The sequence below is a fragment of the Oceanospirillum maris DSM 6286 genome, assembly GCF_000422865.1.
Classification (GTDB): domain Bacteria; phylum Pseudomonadota; class Gammaproteobacteria; order Pseudomonadales; family Halomonadaceae; genus Oceanospirillum; species Oceanospirillum maris.
In genome coordinates, this window is the sequence record NZ_KE383937.1 from 275,654 (window position 1) to 291,918 (window position 16,265).

At 44.8% G+C, this 16,265-nt stretch carries 14 protein-coding genes; 7 read left to right on the forward strand and 7 right to left on the reverse strand.

What is annotated here, in order from left to right:
• Positions 1–95 precede the first annotated feature (95 nt).
• From G517_RS0115695 to G517_RS0115710, 4 genes are all read left to right on the forward strand, one after another.
• The gene (locus G517_RS0115695) at positions 96–500 is read left to right on the forward strand and encodes a hypothetical protein (protein ID WP_028305192.1); all 405 of its coding nucleotides are present in this window, start codon (positions 96–98) and stop codon (positions 498–500) included.
• A 125-nt stretch (positions 501–625) separates the two neighbouring features.
• Positions 626–1,120, forward strand: coding sequence for a c-type cytochrome (locus G517_RS19570; RefSeq protein ID WP_028305193.1), 495 nt, complete (start codon positions 626–628; stop codon positions 1,118–1,120).
• Positions 1,121–1,324: 204 nt separating this feature from the next.
• The gene (locus G517_RS0115705; RefSeq protein ID WP_028305194.1) at positions 1,325–1,531 is read left to right on the forward strand and encodes a cation transporter; all 207 of its coding nucleotides are present in this window, start codon (positions 1,325–1,327) and stop codon (positions 1,529–1,531) included.
• Between the two features lie 146 nt (positions 1,532–1,677).
• Complete coding sequence (locus G517_RS0115710; RefSeq protein WP_028305195.1) at positions 1,678–3,975, forward strand: heavy metal translocating P-type ATPase; 2,298 nt, start codon at positions 1,678–1,680, stop codon at positions 3,973–3,975.
• A 178-nt stretch (positions 3,976–4,153) separates the two neighbouring features.
• On the opposite strand, the gene G517_RS0115720 is transcribed toward G517_RS0115710, so the two are convergent.
• From G517_RS0115720 to G517_RS0115740, 5 genes are all read right to left on the reverse strand, one after another.
• Positions 4,154–5,425, reverse strand: a complete 1,272-nt coding sequence (locus G517_RS0115720; RefSeq protein ID WP_028305196.1) for an NAD(P)/FAD-dependent oxidoreductase — start codon at positions 5,423–5,425, stop codon at positions 4,154–4,156.
• Between the two features lie 88 nt (positions 5,426–5,513).
• Positions 5,514–6,137, reverse strand: a complete 624-nt coding sequence (msrA, locus tag G517_RS0115725) for a peptide-methionine (S)-S-oxide reductase MsrA (protein ID WP_028305197.1) — start codon at positions 6,135–6,137, stop codon at positions 5,514–5,516.
• A gap of 125 nt (positions 6,138–6,262) precedes the next feature.
• Entirely contained in the window at positions 6,263–8,065 is a 1,803-nt protein-coding gene (locus G517_RS20315) for an ATP-binding protein (RefSeq protein ID WP_051206489.1), read from the reverse strand.
• 24 nt (positions 8,066–8,089) lie between these two features.
• Positions 8,090–8,650 (reverse strand): putative pterin-binding protein, encoded by a 561-nt coding sequence (locus tag G517_RS20320; RefSeq protein ID WP_051206490.1) that lies wholly within the window; start codon positions 8,648–8,650, stop codon positions 8,090–8,092.
• A gap of 239 nt (positions 8,651–8,889) precedes the next feature.
• Positions 8,890–9,474, reverse strand: a complete 585-nt coding sequence (locus G517_RS0115740; RefSeq protein ID WP_028305198.1) for a superoxide dismutase — start codon at positions 9,472–9,474, stop codon at positions 8,890–8,892.
• A gap of 407 nt (positions 9,475–9,881) precedes the next feature.
• Here G517_RS0115740 and G517_RS0115745 point away from each other — a divergent pair, with 407 nt between their 5' ends.
• The 3 genes from G517_RS0115745 (at position 9,882) to G517_RS0115755 (ending at position 15,339) form a co-directional block, all read left to right on the forward strand.
• A complete protein-coding gene (locus G517_RS0115745) occupies positions 9,882–10,847 on the forward strand; it encodes a hypothetical protein (protein WP_028305199.1) in 966 nt (321 codons plus the stop codon).
• Between the two features lie 306 nt (positions 10,848–11,153).
• Positions 11,154–13,070, forward strand: a complete 1,917-nt coding sequence (gene htpG, locus G517_RS0115750; protein ID WP_028305200.1) for a molecular chaperone HtpG — start codon at positions 11,154–11,156, stop codon at positions 13,068–13,070.
• A gap of 379 nt (positions 13,071–13,449) precedes the next feature.
• Positions 13,450–15,339: a methyl-accepting chemotaxis protein gene (locus G517_RS0115755; RefSeq protein WP_028305201.1), complete on the forward strand. Its 1,890-nt coding sequence runs from the start codon at positions 13,450–13,452 to the stop codon at positions 15,337–15,339.
• Positions 15,340–15,371: 32 nt separating this feature from the next.
• On the opposite strand, the gene G517_RS19585 is transcribed toward G517_RS0115755, so the two are convergent.
• Together G517_RS19585 and G517_RS0115765 are read right to left on the reverse strand one after the other, a co-directional pair.
• Positions 15,372–15,797, reverse strand: a complete 426-nt coding sequence (locus tag G517_RS19585; RefSeq protein WP_051206492.1) for a YbaN family protein — start codon at positions 15,795–15,797, stop codon at positions 15,372–15,374.
• 36 nt (positions 15,798–15,833) lie between these two features.
• Positions 15,834–16,196, reverse strand: coding sequence for a hypothetical protein (locus tag G517_RS0115765; RefSeq protein ID WP_157833209.1), 363 nt, complete (start codon positions 16,194–16,196; stop codon positions 15,834–15,836).
• Between the last annotated feature and the right edge of the window lie 69 nt (positions 16,197–16,265).

Genomic DNA, 16,265 nt, shown 5'->3' on the forward strand with positions numbered 1-16,265 from the left:
ATTGGTTTTCCAAGTCCTGTTTTCAACCCTTACCCTACTGAAAGCCTAGGATTTATTTTTGATATTCTTAAGCTGATAGGAACCGACCGGCACTCATGATGTATAACCCTGTTGCGCAAATCGTGACCAAAGCCGGCCCAGTACTGGTGGCTTCGCTTATATTGCTGTTGCAATGTTTGGCGGGCTTGTCGTCGCAGGCTGATTTAGTTAGTGCACAATATTCATCTAATACACAATATTTGGCTAATACTGATCATCGTGTTTTTCCACCGGCATCTTTGATGCGTCAAGCACATCAAAAGCATTCGGCACCGGCAATGAGTTGCTGTGATGATGGCCTACAGCCGATCACATTAGCGGATGTTCAGTTAATTCCTCTATTACTGTTGTTTGTCTTACTGCTGCGCTTTGATCTTCTTCGCGTCAGTGGTCGGATAATTCCTACGCTTTTCTCTCCTAATCGACGGCTACACCGACTGTATTGCTGCTGGCTGAATTAAAAATCCTTGCGTTACGTCATAACGTTGAACACAACACTTTGAAAGCAATTTGACGCAGCCCTTATGTCTGTTAGGGCTGCGATTTTTCAATGCAAATGCATTAATGTCAGTGTAAGGATTAACCCGTGCCAATATTGTTAAAGCGTGTTTTGATGGCGGCTTTATTGACCGTAACCCTATCTGCCTGTAGTGAACATGGTGAAGGTGGATATGGTAAAGGTGAACATGGTAAAGAAAGCAGCGAGAGTAAGGATAGCGTTGATAATAACAATGCTGATCGCTGGTATACCGAGTCAATGGTAAGCCAAGGCAAACCGCTGTATCAGGCGAATTGTGCCCAGTGTCATGGTGGTTTTGGGCAAGGCAGCCCCGATTGGCGTAAACCGACCGATGATGGTCGTTACCTACCGCCGCCACTTAATGGCACCGGCCATGCGTGGCATCATTCCCTTGATCAGTTACGGGGTGTGATCAAATATGGCCGTGGGCCAGGTGTACCTTCCGATATGCCCGCTTGGGGCGAGAAGCTGTCGGATGAGGAGATCAATGCGGTGATGGCTTGGTTTCAGTCTCGTTGGCCGGATGAGATCTATCAGGTCTGGAGCCGACCTAAGCATTAAGCAGGGCATTTCAGTTTGGCAAAAAGCTTGACCCTAAAGTTTACTTTAGGGTTTAAGCTTGTCCTGTTGGCAATGTCAATCGAACAGTGTTTCGCTTTTCTCTACTATTTTGTATGGTGTGTTTTATCTTGTATAGCGCGCCCTGTTTGATGTGGCGCATTCTACTCTTAGATTTCAGACATAGCTTAAACATAGGTGATTATTGTGAGTAAAGAAGTGGTTATTACCCTAGAAGGTTTATCCTGTAATGGTTGTGTGAACTCGGTTACAACCGCCTTAATGATGGTTGATGGCGTGACGCAGGCGGATGTCACTCTGTATGAAGCCCATGTGACCGGTACGATGAAGGTGGAAGATCTGATTGATGCGGTGGAAGAAGCTGGTTTTGATGCTGAAGAAAAGAAAGATTGAAGCGGCAAAGCTCAACATTAAAGCAAGCTGAACAGGGATGTGTTTAGCGGAGCATTGTAGTGGATATCTGATCCGGCTTAGGCCGGATCAGTTGTTTTTAACGGTAAGAAACCCCAGAGAAATAAGCGGTTTGAGAGGAAAAGGTTATGTCTGCAACAGATAAGGCCGGTCAAGGGCAGGAATACCGTTTTGCCCTACGGGGGATGCACTGCGCGAGCTGTGTTCAGCAGGTGCAGAGTGCGTTAGATCAATTGGATGGTGTTGGGCAGGCAGAGGTTAACCTGCCCGATCGTTCGGCGAGTGTTACGGCTTCTGTGGACTCTAAAGAGGTGATCGCTGCGATAGAAGGCGCAGGCTTTGGTGCCACTTTGTTAAACGATGATTACGGTGAGAGTGAGCGGCGAGCAGAAGAGCAGGTGCATTATCATCAGCAACTTAAGAAAACCGCTGTAGCCTTGGCTTTGGGTGTCCCCTTAATGGTGATGATGTTTTGGTCGGGTATGCCAATGCTCAATAGTGCTTCTGGGCAGCTGTTTTGGCAGATTATCGGTGGCTTAACGCTGGTGGTGATGCTTTATTCCGGTGGTCACTTTTATCTGGGGGCTTGGTCCGCTTTTAAAAATCATTACGCCAATATGGATACTCTAATCGCTTTGGGTACTGGCACGGCTTGGCTGTTTTCTATGCTAATCTCCTTTTGGCCTGAGCTGGTGCCAGAAGAGGCGCGTCATGTCTATTTCGAGGCGGCGGTGTTTATTCTTGGACTGATTAATCTTGGACAAGCATTAGAAAGCCGTGCCCGTGGACAGGCCTCCCAGGCGATCCGCAAGTTACTTAATTTGCAGCCAGAAACAGCACGCCTGATTCGTAAGGAGGATGGCGAAGAAGTCGATATGCGCATCGCCTCGATTCAGAAGCGGGATATGATCCGCGTGCGTCCCGGTGAAAAAATCCCAGTGGATGGCAAGGTTATGGAAGGGGAAACTCGGGTTGATGAGTCGATGCTCACCGGTGAACCCATGCCCGTGAGCAAGAAAAAAGGTGATGAAGTCACCGCTGGCACCCTGAATCAGAGTGGTTCTATTCGGATTCGCACATTAAGAGTGGGGTCGGATACCGCTTTAGCGCAGATTATTGAACAGGTACGACAGGCTCAAAATGCCAAGCCTGCGTTGGGTCGTTTAGCGGATAAAATAGCGGCAGTATTCGTACCTTCGGTGCTAATTATCGCTGTTTTGACGGCACTGGCTTGGTTTAATTTTGGCCCAGAGCCGGTTTCTGCCTATATGCTTGTTACCAGTATGACGGTGTTAGTGATCGCTTGCCCCTGTGCGTTAGGATTGGCGACGCCGATGTCAATTATGGTTGGCGTTGGTAAAGCTGCCGAGCACGGTATTCTGATTCGCCGGGGCGATGCCCTGCAGCAGGCGGCAGAAGTGGATGTGGTGGTATTGGATAAAACCGGCACGGTAACGCAAGGGCATCCTGAGGTAACGGATCTGGTGTTGTTAGATCGCGCCCATCCACTAGGATTGACCGAACAAGACCTTCTAAAATACGCGGCCAGTTTGGAAGTGGCTTCGGAGCATCCGTTAGCGCAGGCGATTGTGGGCCGAGCCAAAGCGGAAGGCATCACTGTTCAGGAAGCGCAGGCTATTCAGCCGGTGGTGGGGCAGGGGATTCAAGGATTGTTTGTGGCGGATTCCAGTGAGGGTGGTGCGGATGAACGTCAGCGCTTACTTCTTGGTAATCAAGCATTGATGCAGGCTTTTAATCTGGATTTGGCGGATGCCGCATCTCAGGTGCAGATCCTTGCGGAGCAGGGGAAAACCCCAGTTCTGCTGGCATTAAACGATGCCGTCATAGGGGTGTTGGCCATTGCTGATCCGGTAAAAAAAGATTCGGCGGCAGCGATTATGCGTCTGAAAAAACAGGGTGTAACCGTGATGATGCTGACCGGTGATAACCGAATTACCGCTCAAGCCGTGGCAAAAGAGGTGGGTATTGATCAGGTGATCGCTGAGGTGATGCCGGATCACAAGGCCGATGAGATCCGTAAGCTGCAACAGCAGGGTTTTAAAGTGGCTATGGTGGGAGACGGTATTAATGATGCTCCCGCGCTGGCTCAGGCCGATGTGGGAATGGCGATCGGCACAGGAACAGATATCGCCATCGAAAGTGCGGATCTGACATTGATGCGAGGTTCTCTACAGGGCATTGCTGATGCAATAGAGATTTCAAAGCTTACCGTGAGTAATATTAAACAGAACCTACTGGGGGCTTTTATCTATAACAGTATTGGTATTCCGCTGGCCGCTGGGGTTCTATTCCCCTTGTTTGGTTTTTTATTGAATCCAGCTTTTGCAGGTGCGGCCATGGCCTTATCATCGGTTACAGTGGTCAGTAATGCTAACCGTTTACGCTTAAAGCAATTGAGGGTTTAAAATGAGTTTATTGGTTAATGCCCTGGGCCTATTGTCTATTGGCTTTGTGATCTGGTGGTTCTGGTTAAAGCGCCCTGCTGCGGATAAAAAAATAGACTAATTTGTTAAGAAAACGAGGCTAATCTGCCAAGAAAAACAGAATAACGGGAGCTGGGTAGCCCCCGTTTCTTGCTAAAAGCTATTTTAGCCGCTCAATACCGATCATCTTCAAGATCTGTTTCTCATAGAAAGGCTCAGGGTTTCCTGTTTTCATTTTACGAATAAAGTACTTCTCAAAACCAACCTTCGCCAAATGTACCCATTTACCTTTTTTAAACCAGCTGACGTTTCGTGGTGGAATCTGTGGGATGGCAACAAAGGCTGCGCCGGTATCCCCCATATCCGCAAGGCAGATAGCGTTCCAAGTCGCCTGAGCTTGGGGAGCTTCACCTTTTAGTACGGCATCTAAGTTTTCGACAATCGCCGTTACCATCGATTCGATCATATAGCCGGTTTTGGGTACGCCAGTTGGCACCGGTGTTACTTCAGTGGGGGCGATAGCGATACACACACCAGCCGACCAGATATTGTTGTATATTGGGCTGCGCTGATAGTCGTCGATTTTAACAAAACCCCGTGGATTGCAGAGATCTGGGACATTCGCCACACAATCGACACCCTTAAAGGCAGGCAGCATCATGGAGTGCTTAAACGGTAGTTCGTGTTGTTTGATGACTTCGCCATTATCATTGTGCTCGTCTACGTACATCATGCCATCTTCAACTTTAGAGACCTTGGCATTGCAGATCCATTTGATATGGTGTGTGCGTAACTCAGATTCCAACATCGATTTAGAGTCACCAACGCCCCCTAAACCCAAGTGGCCAATATAGGGTTCGCTGGTGACAAAGGTCATAGGTACTTGGTCGCGGATTTTTCGGTTTTGCAGCTCTTTGTTTAGAATAAAAGCGTATTCATAGGCAGGGCCAAAACAGCTGGCACCAGCCATCGCACCAACTACCGCGGGGCCAGGATCTGCACACAATTGCTCAAAGTTTTTTAATGAATCTAAGGCATGGGGCAAAGAGCAAACAGACTGTGTGTAACCACTTTCAGGGCCAGAACCCTCGACCTCATCAAAGGCAAGTTTAGGGCCGGTCATAATCAGAAGATGGTCATAGTTAAGGCTGTCGCCATTTGACAGTTTTAGCAGATTGCCTTCGGCATCGATCTGGTCAACCCGTTGGGCAATAAAGTTGATGTCATGCTTTTGTAGGTAAGGTGCGGGTTTAAAGCTGATTTCGTCAGCGCTTCGCCAACCTACCGCAATCCAAGGGTTTGAGGGAACAAACTGGAAATAGTCGCGTTCGTTGATAACAGTGATTTTATGGGATTTATCAAGTTTGTGGCGTAACTCATACGCCGCAGCCATGCCACCGGTGCCGGCACCGAGAATTACTACATGAGCCATCGCAGGCCTCCTTTCAGGGGAGTTGTTTTTTATCTTATGAACCTGCGATCTATATTAGTAACTTTTTATTATATTAGTAAAGGTAAATTTAATGTTTGTTGAATTTATCGCCCCAAACATCTTTCAGACGATTATCACGACCACAGCTGTTCCGGTAAAAAGTATAGCGAATAGGATTCTTCATATAGTAGTCCTGATGGTAATCTTCTGCTGGATAGAAGGTGCTCGCCAATTTAATTTCAGTTTGAATTTTCTGATTAAAATTCTGCTGATGTTCTGCTTTACTAAGTTTGGCCAGACGGCTTTGTTCATCATTTAAAGGGTAGATACCTGAGCGGTATTGGCTGCCGATATCACAAAACTGGCGATTGATTGCAAAAGGATCAACGTTTACCCAGAACACGTCGAGTAGGGTCTTGTAGCTAATAATTTCAGCGTCGTAAACGATTTCAATCGCTTCTGTATGGCCTGTTGTCCCTGCGGAGACTTCCCGGTATGTCGGGTTTTTCTTGGAACCATCGGTGTAGCCTGATGTGGTGCTAATAACGCCATCGAGGGCATCAAAGGGAGGTTCCATACACCAGAAGCAACCACCGGCAAAAATGGCTCTTTCTTCCTTAGCATGGCTGGATGGTGACGAGGTAAGACCTGCAAGTAATAACAGGCCCGAGGCGATCAAAGTTAAGCGATTCAGCAATGTTTTAGATAACATGATTCTGCCCTTGGGTTGATAGGTTGTGGAGCGATCATCGAATAAATATTCAGTTAAAAAATAGGTATCTAGCTAAGGAATACGTGAAAGAGAAGGGCTTGGATTCAGTCTGTTGATTTAATTTTCTAAGCTCGGTACCACGTTTTAATCATGGTTTTAAGTAAGGTGGTATCGATAGGTTTGGTTAAAAAATCTTGCATATTTGCTTCGATACAGGTTTGGCGATCAATCGACATGACATTAGCCGTTAAAGCGACAATGGTTGTGTTTTGATTGATACCGCTATGGGCGCGTAGGTTCTGGCTGCAAGTGATGCCATCCATAATAGGCATTTGGCAGTCCATTAGAATTAAGCCGTATTGTGTTGATTGGCACATTTCTAGAGCTACCTGACCGTTAATGGCATGTTCTGAAGGGTAGCCCAGCTTGCTGAGAATCGTCATCGCAAGCTTGGCATTTACCTGATTATCTTCGACGACCAATACAGGACGACCTATTGTTTGGACTGTATGATGGGGTATTGATGAGGATGAGGTTATAGCTGAAGGTGAGCTTGGCACGGGCTGTTTGCCAAAGGCTTTAACCGGCAAGGTAAACCAAAAGGTCGAGCCTTTTTTCAGTCGACTTTTTACGCCAAATTGACCACCTAAGGCTTCAATAATCTCTCGGCATAGGGATAAACCTAAGCCGCTGCCGCCGTAGTTACGAGTGGTAGAGCTGTCTGCTTGGGTAAAGGGTTGGAATAGCTGACGCTGCACATCCAAAGGAATGCCTATGCCGGTATCCTCAATTTCGAAACGTATATCGAAGATATCCAATTCTGGTTTTTTAGGTGAAGATGGCGTGATACGAAGCTCAACTGATCCTTGGTTGGTGAACTTAACGGCGTTACCTAACAAGTTGATCAAAATTTGCTGTAAACGAAGTGGGTCAGTGATAATGCTTTCAGGTAATTCAGGGGCGATGGATAACTTAAAGTGTAGGTTTTTCTCAATCAAGGTGGCATTGATCACTGATTTAGCATCTTGAACATGCTGTGTCAGAGAAACGGTTTTTTGCTCTATCGGCATCTTGTTTTGCTGCAAACGAGAGAGATCGAGAATATTATTGATCAAGTTTAAAAGAGCATTACCTGAGGCGGTTATATCATTTAACAGTGATTGGTTTTGAGGTGTTTTTTGAAAGCTTTTATCCAACGTAAGTAGCTGAATAGAGCCAAGAATACCATTAAGAGGTGTGCGTATTTCGTGACTCATATTCGATAAGAAATCACTTTTACTTTGACTGGCGGCTTCTGCTTTAATGGCTAAGCGCTGATTTTTACGTAACTCGATATAGTTGATTAAAGCAAATGCAGCGCCAATGGCTAAAATGGCACATAGGAAAAAGACAACACTTCGGTAATTTTCTTGTACTTTAATGGCAAAGTGGCTTTCTATCTCAGAAATAGCAGACGCGATTGTTCTAGAAGAGTGCATAAAACGGGGTACAAAATACTCCATCTGTGTCCTGTATATTTTTGCTTGGGCAGGAGACAGTTGATCAAGATTGTTTTCCAGTTGAACAAGGATTTGGTGAAGGGCTTCTGCATCTAGTAAAATATCTTTGTCGATCTGTTTTATCAACTCACGGGTTGCCCCTTTCGTAATCACATTAATACGGCTCCAGAGAATTTCCATTCTCAAGCTAACCTCACTAATAGATGCCTCAGAAGGGTCTGCCACGTAATGATTAAGCTGACTGATTAAGCGCAGCAATTCAATTTCAACTCGGGTGCTATTCCAGTAGCGCTCATCTTTTGTGAGTAAAGAAAACTCATCAATCTCTTTTTCAAGATGAAATAAAGTGCTTGCGACCACGCTAACAAGTGCTATCAAGCTAACAGCTAAGATTATAGGCTTAAAAATACTTGACGGCTTATTCTGCACAGGTAAATGACCTCCTGAAACGGCTTAAGGGTTCAATATGATAGCTTTTAGCTGCCATATTGAATGAGCTTGAAAAGGAGGAATATTGATAGCGGGGTTATCTGAAAAAGGGTAAAGCACCCATAATGGGCCCTTGTCTCTGATGCGCATTTTTTTTCCGTCCATGGCGTATGCAATAAAAGCATTGTGTTCGATCAGCGTGTCAATTTCTACCTTAATAAAGTAATCATTCAGAGCAACCATTGTAAGCGTCTTACCTTTGGGGTCGGACTTGAGGTGCTCAAACAGTGTTTTAAATGAGACTGTAGTATAGGTATGAGGTGTCTCTGTCCAAATGGTTTCGGTCGTTATTTTATCAGAGGGTAAAGCTTGAAGCTCATTAAGCGTGAAACTAACGTCCTGCGGCGCTACGCCTCTGATCGTGAGTATTAATGGTTGAGCCAGCGTGATGGTACTCAATAGCGTGAAGCCTAACCCTAACGTTAAAACAGGCAATAGCCTCAATAGCAAAAATTGAAACGCCGGCAAGCTGTTACGATATAGGGTATCAGTCGGTGGTTCGGTATCGGTCGGTACAGCAATCATTGTTGAAGCCCCCAGTATTACAAGTACGAATTCTGCTCAGAACTAGAATATTAGGTACTGGTGATCATGAGAGCAATAGGGTAATAGATGAACAATAGGGTAATAGGTGAACAATAAGATATTAGATGAAGAGAAAAGGATAATAGATGAAGAGCAAGGTAGAGCTGGCTCTAATCTCACGATAAGAGCCAGTTCCATTGTTTAGCCAAATGCTAGATCACTAAGCTAAACGCGAGGTATCATGCTGCGAAGTTAGCGGCAGCAAAATCCCAGTTTGCAAGAGACCAGAAACCCGCTAGGTAGTCTGGACGTACATTGCGGTAATCGATGTAGTAAGCGTGTTCCCAAAGGTCAACGGTTAGCAGTGCCGTTTGGTCTGCGGTCATTGGGCAGCCAGCATTACTGGTGTTAACGATTTCTAGAGAACCGTCAGCGTTCTTAACAAGCCACGTCCAGCTAGAACCAAAGTTGTTAACAGCTTTATCGTTGAATTCAGTTTTGAATGCTTCGAAAGAACCCCATTTGGCATTAATCGCATCAGCGATTGCGCCTGTTGGCTCACCGCCACCGTTTGGAGATAGGCTGTTCCAATAGAAGGTGTGGTTCCAGATTTGAGCGGCATTATTGAAAATTGGGCCCGCTGGCGCTGCTTTAATAATCTCTTCCAGAGTTTTGCCTTCAAACTCAGTACCAGGCACTAAACCATTAAGCTTAACCACGTAAGTGTTGTGGTGTTTGCCGTGGTGAAAGTCTAGTGTTTCGGCAGAGATGTGCGGTGCTAGTGCTGATTTTTCATAAGGTAGTGCAGGTAGTTCAAATGCCATGGTTATTTTCTCCATCAACTCACGTCAATAAAATATAAAGCCACCCTAAAATGAAGGCGCTTCGTTCATCATGTTGAATTAGATATTAGGGTACGCTTTTTTAGACGTTTATCTAACATCTGTTTTTAAAGTGTGTGAATAATAGCACTTCGTTTACAGGGTTTCTATTTCTGAGTAGAACACTTGGATATTCTTCCCCTGTGAATTTAGACGAAAAAATCTGTCATAATTAAGTTGCACAAGTTTTGCTTTCGCAATTGACTTGGCCTTGTTGATCCGTACATTTATTTTCGTAACGCAATGTAATAGCCTATATTGGATAAATTGATTGTTCAGAGTCAAGGTGGATATTGCCCTTGCTGTGACAATGCGTTGCTTGACTTACAACTGACCCTCGGACTTAAACCATGCCACCTGATAGCCACAATATGAAAATTGTACCGGAACGAGATGACGATGATCTAATGCCCGTGGGCCGTATGCCTGTAGGAAATGTGCCTGAGGGGCGCTCATCCGAGGGAGGAAAGCCCCCACGAGTGGCATCAAAGCGAGCTGGAACGTCCGGCTCTTTGGGGCTGCTGTGGGTGGCTATTGTTTTGCTTCTTGCAGGTCTTGCTGCTGTTTTTTACCAAAATACACAGTTGATCGGTAAGCTCGCGGAGCAGCAGTCGAACCTGAATAAAGCTGGGGAGCGTATTCAGTTGTTAGAAAGCGAACTGACAGCAACGGGGCTTGATCTGTCTCAATCGGGTAGCACTCTAGAAAAGAGAATTGAAATCTCCGAGCTTGAAATCCGTAAGCTGTGGGATTTGAGTAATAAGCGCAACCGGCCTGATATCGCTCAAAATGCCACTACGCTTAAAACGCTGAGTCAAAAGCTAAGCGCCCTTGAGGCCGACCTAAAAGGGCAGCAGGTTGCACTAAAAGATGAGATAGTGGCCCGAGATAATCAGGATAAAGCGCTGAAAACGGAGCAGGCCACTTATAGCCAACGTTTTACGGTGTTAAATACAGATTTAGGTAGCTTAAAAACAAGCTTGAACGAATTAAAAACAGGGTTTAGTGGGCAAAAAACTGAGTTGAATGCCCTGCAAACCAAGTTAAGCGCAGCCAATCTTAGTATGAATGCCAATATTGGCGAGCTTGATCGTAACCAAGCGCAGCTTAAAACTCAGATTGAGGCTTTTGGTCGTCAACTGGCTAAAAAAGATGAAGGTCTTGAATATCAAAATATTGAACAAACACTTCAAGATTATGACGAACGCTTGGATGCCATTGATGCATCACGTCGGCAGTTAACCAGCCATGTCACTCGCCTGAATACTGAGGTGAATAACCTTCAGTTAGAGGTGAATACGTTGACTAAAAAATGAGTGATCAAGGATAACCTCAATACAATAAATGTTAATAGATGATATCAAGAGGGCTTTGGTTACCACCAAGGCCTTCTTGGTTATGGCCAAAAAAATAATGTTTAGATCGATAATAGCCTCTAGATAGCCCTATAAAAACAATCACTTAAATTTTTTGTCCAAGACTTGAAATTAAACCTGTGGCTCCCATATAGATAGACAGATAAACAAGGGCGGTAATTTAAAAAAAATTTCCGGTCATTACTGGCTCGTCATTAATAGTCGTGATGTTGCTCTTATTATTTAAACCTATGGAGATCTGACTCAATGTCCGCTGAAGCACAGAAAGAAACGCTTGGTTTTCAGACTGAAGTAAAACAACTTCTGCATCTGATGATTCATTCTTTGTACTCTAATAAAGAGATTTTCCTGCGTGAATTGATTTCCAACGCCTCTGATGCGTGTGACAAGTTACGCTACAAAGCGTTAGAAAATGGTGCGTTATACGAAGGCCAGTCTGAACTACAGGTAAAAATTACCGCTAATCCTGAAAACAATACCGTCACTATTAGTGATACAGGTATTGGCATGAATCGCCAAGATGTGATCGACCACTTGGGTACGATTGCTAAATCTGGCACCTCTGAATTTTTAAGCCAATTGACGGGCGATCAGAAAAAAGATTCTCAGTTGATTGGTCAATTTGGTGTGGGTTTTTACTCCTCGTTTATTGTTGCGGATGAAGTTGAAGTTATCACCCGTAAAGCAGGTAGCCCCGCAGGGGAAGGCGTACGTTGGGTCTCAAAAGGTGATGGCGAATTTACCATTGAAACCGTTGAAAAAGCGGAACGCGGCACCTCGATTACTCTAACGCTGAAAGCTGATGAGAAAGAGTTCTCTGAAGATTTCCGCCTGCGTAACTTGATTCGTAAGTATTCTGATCATATCGCTGTACCTGTACTGATGGAAAAACAGTCCTTTGATGAACCCAAAGAAGGTGAAGAAGCGGCTGATAAAGCACCTGAATTTGAAGCGGTCAACGAAGCAAAAGCACTATGGACACGTTCACGTACCGATGTGAATGATGAGGAATACAGCGAGTTCTATAAGCATGTTTCCCATGACTTCACTGATCCGCTAACGTGGTCACATAACAAGGTTGAAGGTAAGCTGGAATACACAAGCTTGCTGTATCTTCCGAGTAAAGCACCGTTTGATATGTACCATCGTGAAGCCTCACGGGGTCTAAAATTGTACGTACAGCGTGTCTTTATTATGGATGATGCTGAGCAGTTCCTGCCGCTGTATCTGCGCTTTATCAAGGGTGTGGTCGATTCTAACGATCTATCATTGAACGTATCCCGTGAAATTCTACAGCAAGATCCAAACATCACATCCATGAAGAGCGCGCTAACCAAACGCGTACTGGATATGCTGAGCAAACTGGCTAAGAACGATGCGGAAAAATACCAAACGTTCTGGAATGAGTTCGGTAGCGTACTAAAAGAGGGCCCAGGGGAAGATTTCTCTAACAAAGAGAAAATCGCTAAGCTGCTGCGCTTTGCTTCAACTCATGGCAGTGATGACACTCAGAATGTAGCGCTGGCTGATTACGTTGAACGCATGAAAGAAGGTCAGGATAAAATCTACTTCTTAACGGCTGAAAACTACAATACAGCGAAAAATAGCCCGCACCTTGAGATCTTCCGTAAGAAAGGTATCGAAGTGTTGTTGATGACAGATCGCATCGACGAATGGTTAATGAGCCACCTGACCGAGTTCGACGGCAAGTCTTTCCAAGATGTTGCTAAAGGTGAGCTGGATTTAGGCGATACCGAAACAGAAGAAGATAAAAAAGCCCAAGAAGCTGCCGCTGAAAAAGTGGAAGGCATGATTGAACGCACTAAAGAGCTGCTAAAGGAGCAGGTCGAAGATGTGCGTGTGACTCATCGTCTTACTGATTCACCGGCCTGCGTGGTGCTGAATGATGGCGAAATGGGTGAGCAGATGCGTCAGATTATGGCGGCTGCAGGTCAAGAGATTCCAGAAGCAAAACCTGTACTGGAATTAAACCCAGCGCATCCTTTGATTCTGAAGCTTGACCAAGAACAGGATGAATCGCGTTTCGGTGAGCTGGCACGTATTATTCTGGATCAAGCGATGTTGGCCGAAGGCCGTCAGCTGAAAGATGCTGCCAGCTATGTACAGCGTCTAAACCGTTTATTACTTGAGCTGGCAGGTTAACTTTCGACAATTAATTTCTCGGTTATTAACCGATAGCACAAGACCTTTATCATCAAGTTTTATTATTAAGCACCGTGATGGTTTTGGAATAAAAAGGGCAGCCTGAAGAGGTTGCCCTTTTTTTATGTAAGGATATTTCAATAGTGAATTTGACTGCTAAAAACCATCTAAATAGATAATAAAACCTAGATTAAGCGTTTATGTCAGTTGTCGTTTCTAATTGTTACCATTAAATTAAATAATAGCGCTATATCAATTTTTTCTTTTGATTTAGACTTAAGGATGAGAGGGGTACCTGGCAGGGTATAAATTATTAAATATCTTTATGGCGATTGATTTAAATAATGACAAAAATACGATTCTACTTGGAGGGTTCAGTATGACGCTGAAGAATAAAGTGCTTGCCGTTGTTCTTTTGCCCGTACTGTTGATTACGCTGATACTGACGCTTATTAGCTATAACGACTTGAAAAAGGAGATTGAGGAGACCGTTAATACAGATACTCAAAGAATTGTCCATGATACGAGTATCACTATTAACGTATGGTTAAAAGCTAAAGCGGCTGTTGCTGAGTCTTTTGCTCGTATATCGACAGAGCAAGACAATTTATTGCCTCTTTTGCAGCAAGGAAGAGAGACGGGTGGTTTTGACGCTTTCTATTATGGTCGTTCAGATGGGCGTGCCATTTTTTCTGATCCAGTTTTACAACAGCAACTGGATGCCAAAGGGTTTGATCCAACAGGTCGCCCTTGGTATCTAGCTGCAAAGAAATCAGGTAAAACAATTTTTACTGCGCCCTACCAAGATGCCAACTCTGGTCTATTGATTCTTTCTGCTGCTAGCCCAGTGATTAACAATGGCCAACTAAAAGGTGTTGTTGCTGCTGACCTAGGATTAGGTGAAGTGCTTGATATTATCGAGCATATCGATATTGGCGATGATGGTTTTGTTATGCTCGTTGACGAAACAGGCCTTGTGGTGGCTCATCCTGATAAATCACTGTTGATGAAACCCTTAGATTCAATGGGTTCTGGTTTCTCTCCATCAGAGGTGAAGCGGTTTGCTCTGAATCAGGTGATGGAAATAAAAACTATTAACGGCATTGATCACCTTGTACGTTTTGAGCGGGTTGGTGATTCACGCTTTTATATCGGCGTTGCTGTAAAAGAACACCTTGTTATGGCTCCGGTGACTAATCTTTTGGTGGCTAACAGCCTTGTGTCGCTTGTCTTAATTATTGTGGCAGGGGCGGTAGGCATGATGGTCATTAGCCGCGTTATGGAACCTCTTTGTGCGGTGAGCTCTGCTTTAGAGGAAATTGCACAGGGTGAAGGTGATTTAACCAAGCGTTTAGAGGTTCTCTCCAATGATGAAATTGGCGCTCTAGCGGGTAATTTTAATCGTTTCGTTGATTCGATGTATAACATTATTAAGAGTATCTCCTCTTTGTCTGCGGACCTTCGTTATACCGCCGAAGCCAGTGCTAAAGTGGCGCAGAGTACTAGCGAAGATGTGCAGAGCCAGATGTCTGAAGTTTCTATGGTTGCCGCTGCGGTTGAAGAGATGGCAACAGCGACTCAAGAGATTGCAAATAATGCTGAGAGCACTGCATCGGCTGCCTATCAATGTGCGGAAGCTAGCCGAGAAGGGCAAGAGGTTGTTTCCAAAACCCGAGTATCCATTGAAGAGCTATCTGGGAAAATTCAAGATGCCGCCGGTGTGATTGATCGGTTAAGCGGGCACTCACAGGATATCGACTCTATTTTGTCTACGATTCAAGGTGTTGCAGAGCAAACGAACCTGTTGGCATTGAATGCGGCTATTGAAGCGGCTCGTGCCGGAGAGCAGGGGCGGGGCTTTGCCGTGGTAGCGGATGAGGTGAGAGTCCTTTCCCAGCGAACCCATGAATCAACAGAAGAGATTCAGCAGATGATTGCGAGTCTGCAAAAAGCCTCTAAAGATGCTGTCGGAATTATGTCCAGTAGTCGCGATCAGGCTGAACAGAGTGTTAGTGAGGCCAATGGCGCTTATGAAAGACTGCTCAATATTACGGATGCGATTACCGCGATTAGCGATATGTCGACTCAAACAGCTGCTGCGACAGAAGAGCAGACTCAGGTGAACCATAGTATTTCAGAGAATACACTGCGTATTCGAGATATTGCGGATCAGTTATCTGAGGAGTCTAACGTATCGAAAGAGCGTGCAGCGGAGCTAAATGCTTTGGCTGAAAGCCTTAATGATCAGGTGAGTCGGTTTAAGCTATAAGCTGTATTCTATTATTGAAGCCAGTTTCTATTTCAAGGAAGCTGGCTTTTTTGTTGTCGCTGCCAGTAGCGTTCGGCGGCAATATCAATAGGCTCAGAACGGTGTCGCCATACGTACCATAGACCATAAAAAATAATAAAAACAACGAGGACTTTTAGCCATAATGCGAATGGACGAAATAATAACGGATAGCTGACCATTGTTAGCATCATGGTCGTAGAGATGAGCTTTGCTTTCAGCGGAATAACACGGTCTTGCTCCCACGCTTGAATAATGGGGCCAAAGGTTTTTTGATTAAGTAGCCATCGGTGAATCTTTTTTGATCCTTTGGAGAAAAAAAACGCGGCAAGAATAATAAAAGGTGTTGTGGGTAATAATGGAAGAACAACTCCAATGGCTCCTAGCAATAAGGCAAAAAAACCAGCGACCATAAACAAAGGTTTTCTGAATCGATTCATCTTATTACCCTCGTCTGACCGCTTTTGGTCATGGCGCTAGTCTTTAACTAACTCTTTTGTTTTTTCAACGGCTTCGGATGCGCCTTCTTTTGCTGAGCAAGCGGTGCGCTCGGCGGCACATTTTGTCATGCAGCCCATTTTACCAAAGGTATCGTCAAAATAGCGCACCTTACAACTGGCTTCACATGCGGTTTGCTTAAGAGAGCAGCTTGCTTGGGCTGTCATAGAGGCAAAAGTGAGGGATAATGCAGTGCCAGCTAGCAGTATCGCATGGGCATATTTATTTTGAGTGAGTTTAGGCAGCATCGTTTTTCCTGTTTCTGTTGATAAAAAATCTAATGGTGAACGCGCTAATAAAGCTCCATTGTTTGGACTAGCAGACTTATTGCGTCGATTCATGCTATTAATCTACTAATTATCTTAATTTTTCATACCTCTGTGCAAGGGCGTTGGCATTGTTTTGCAGAG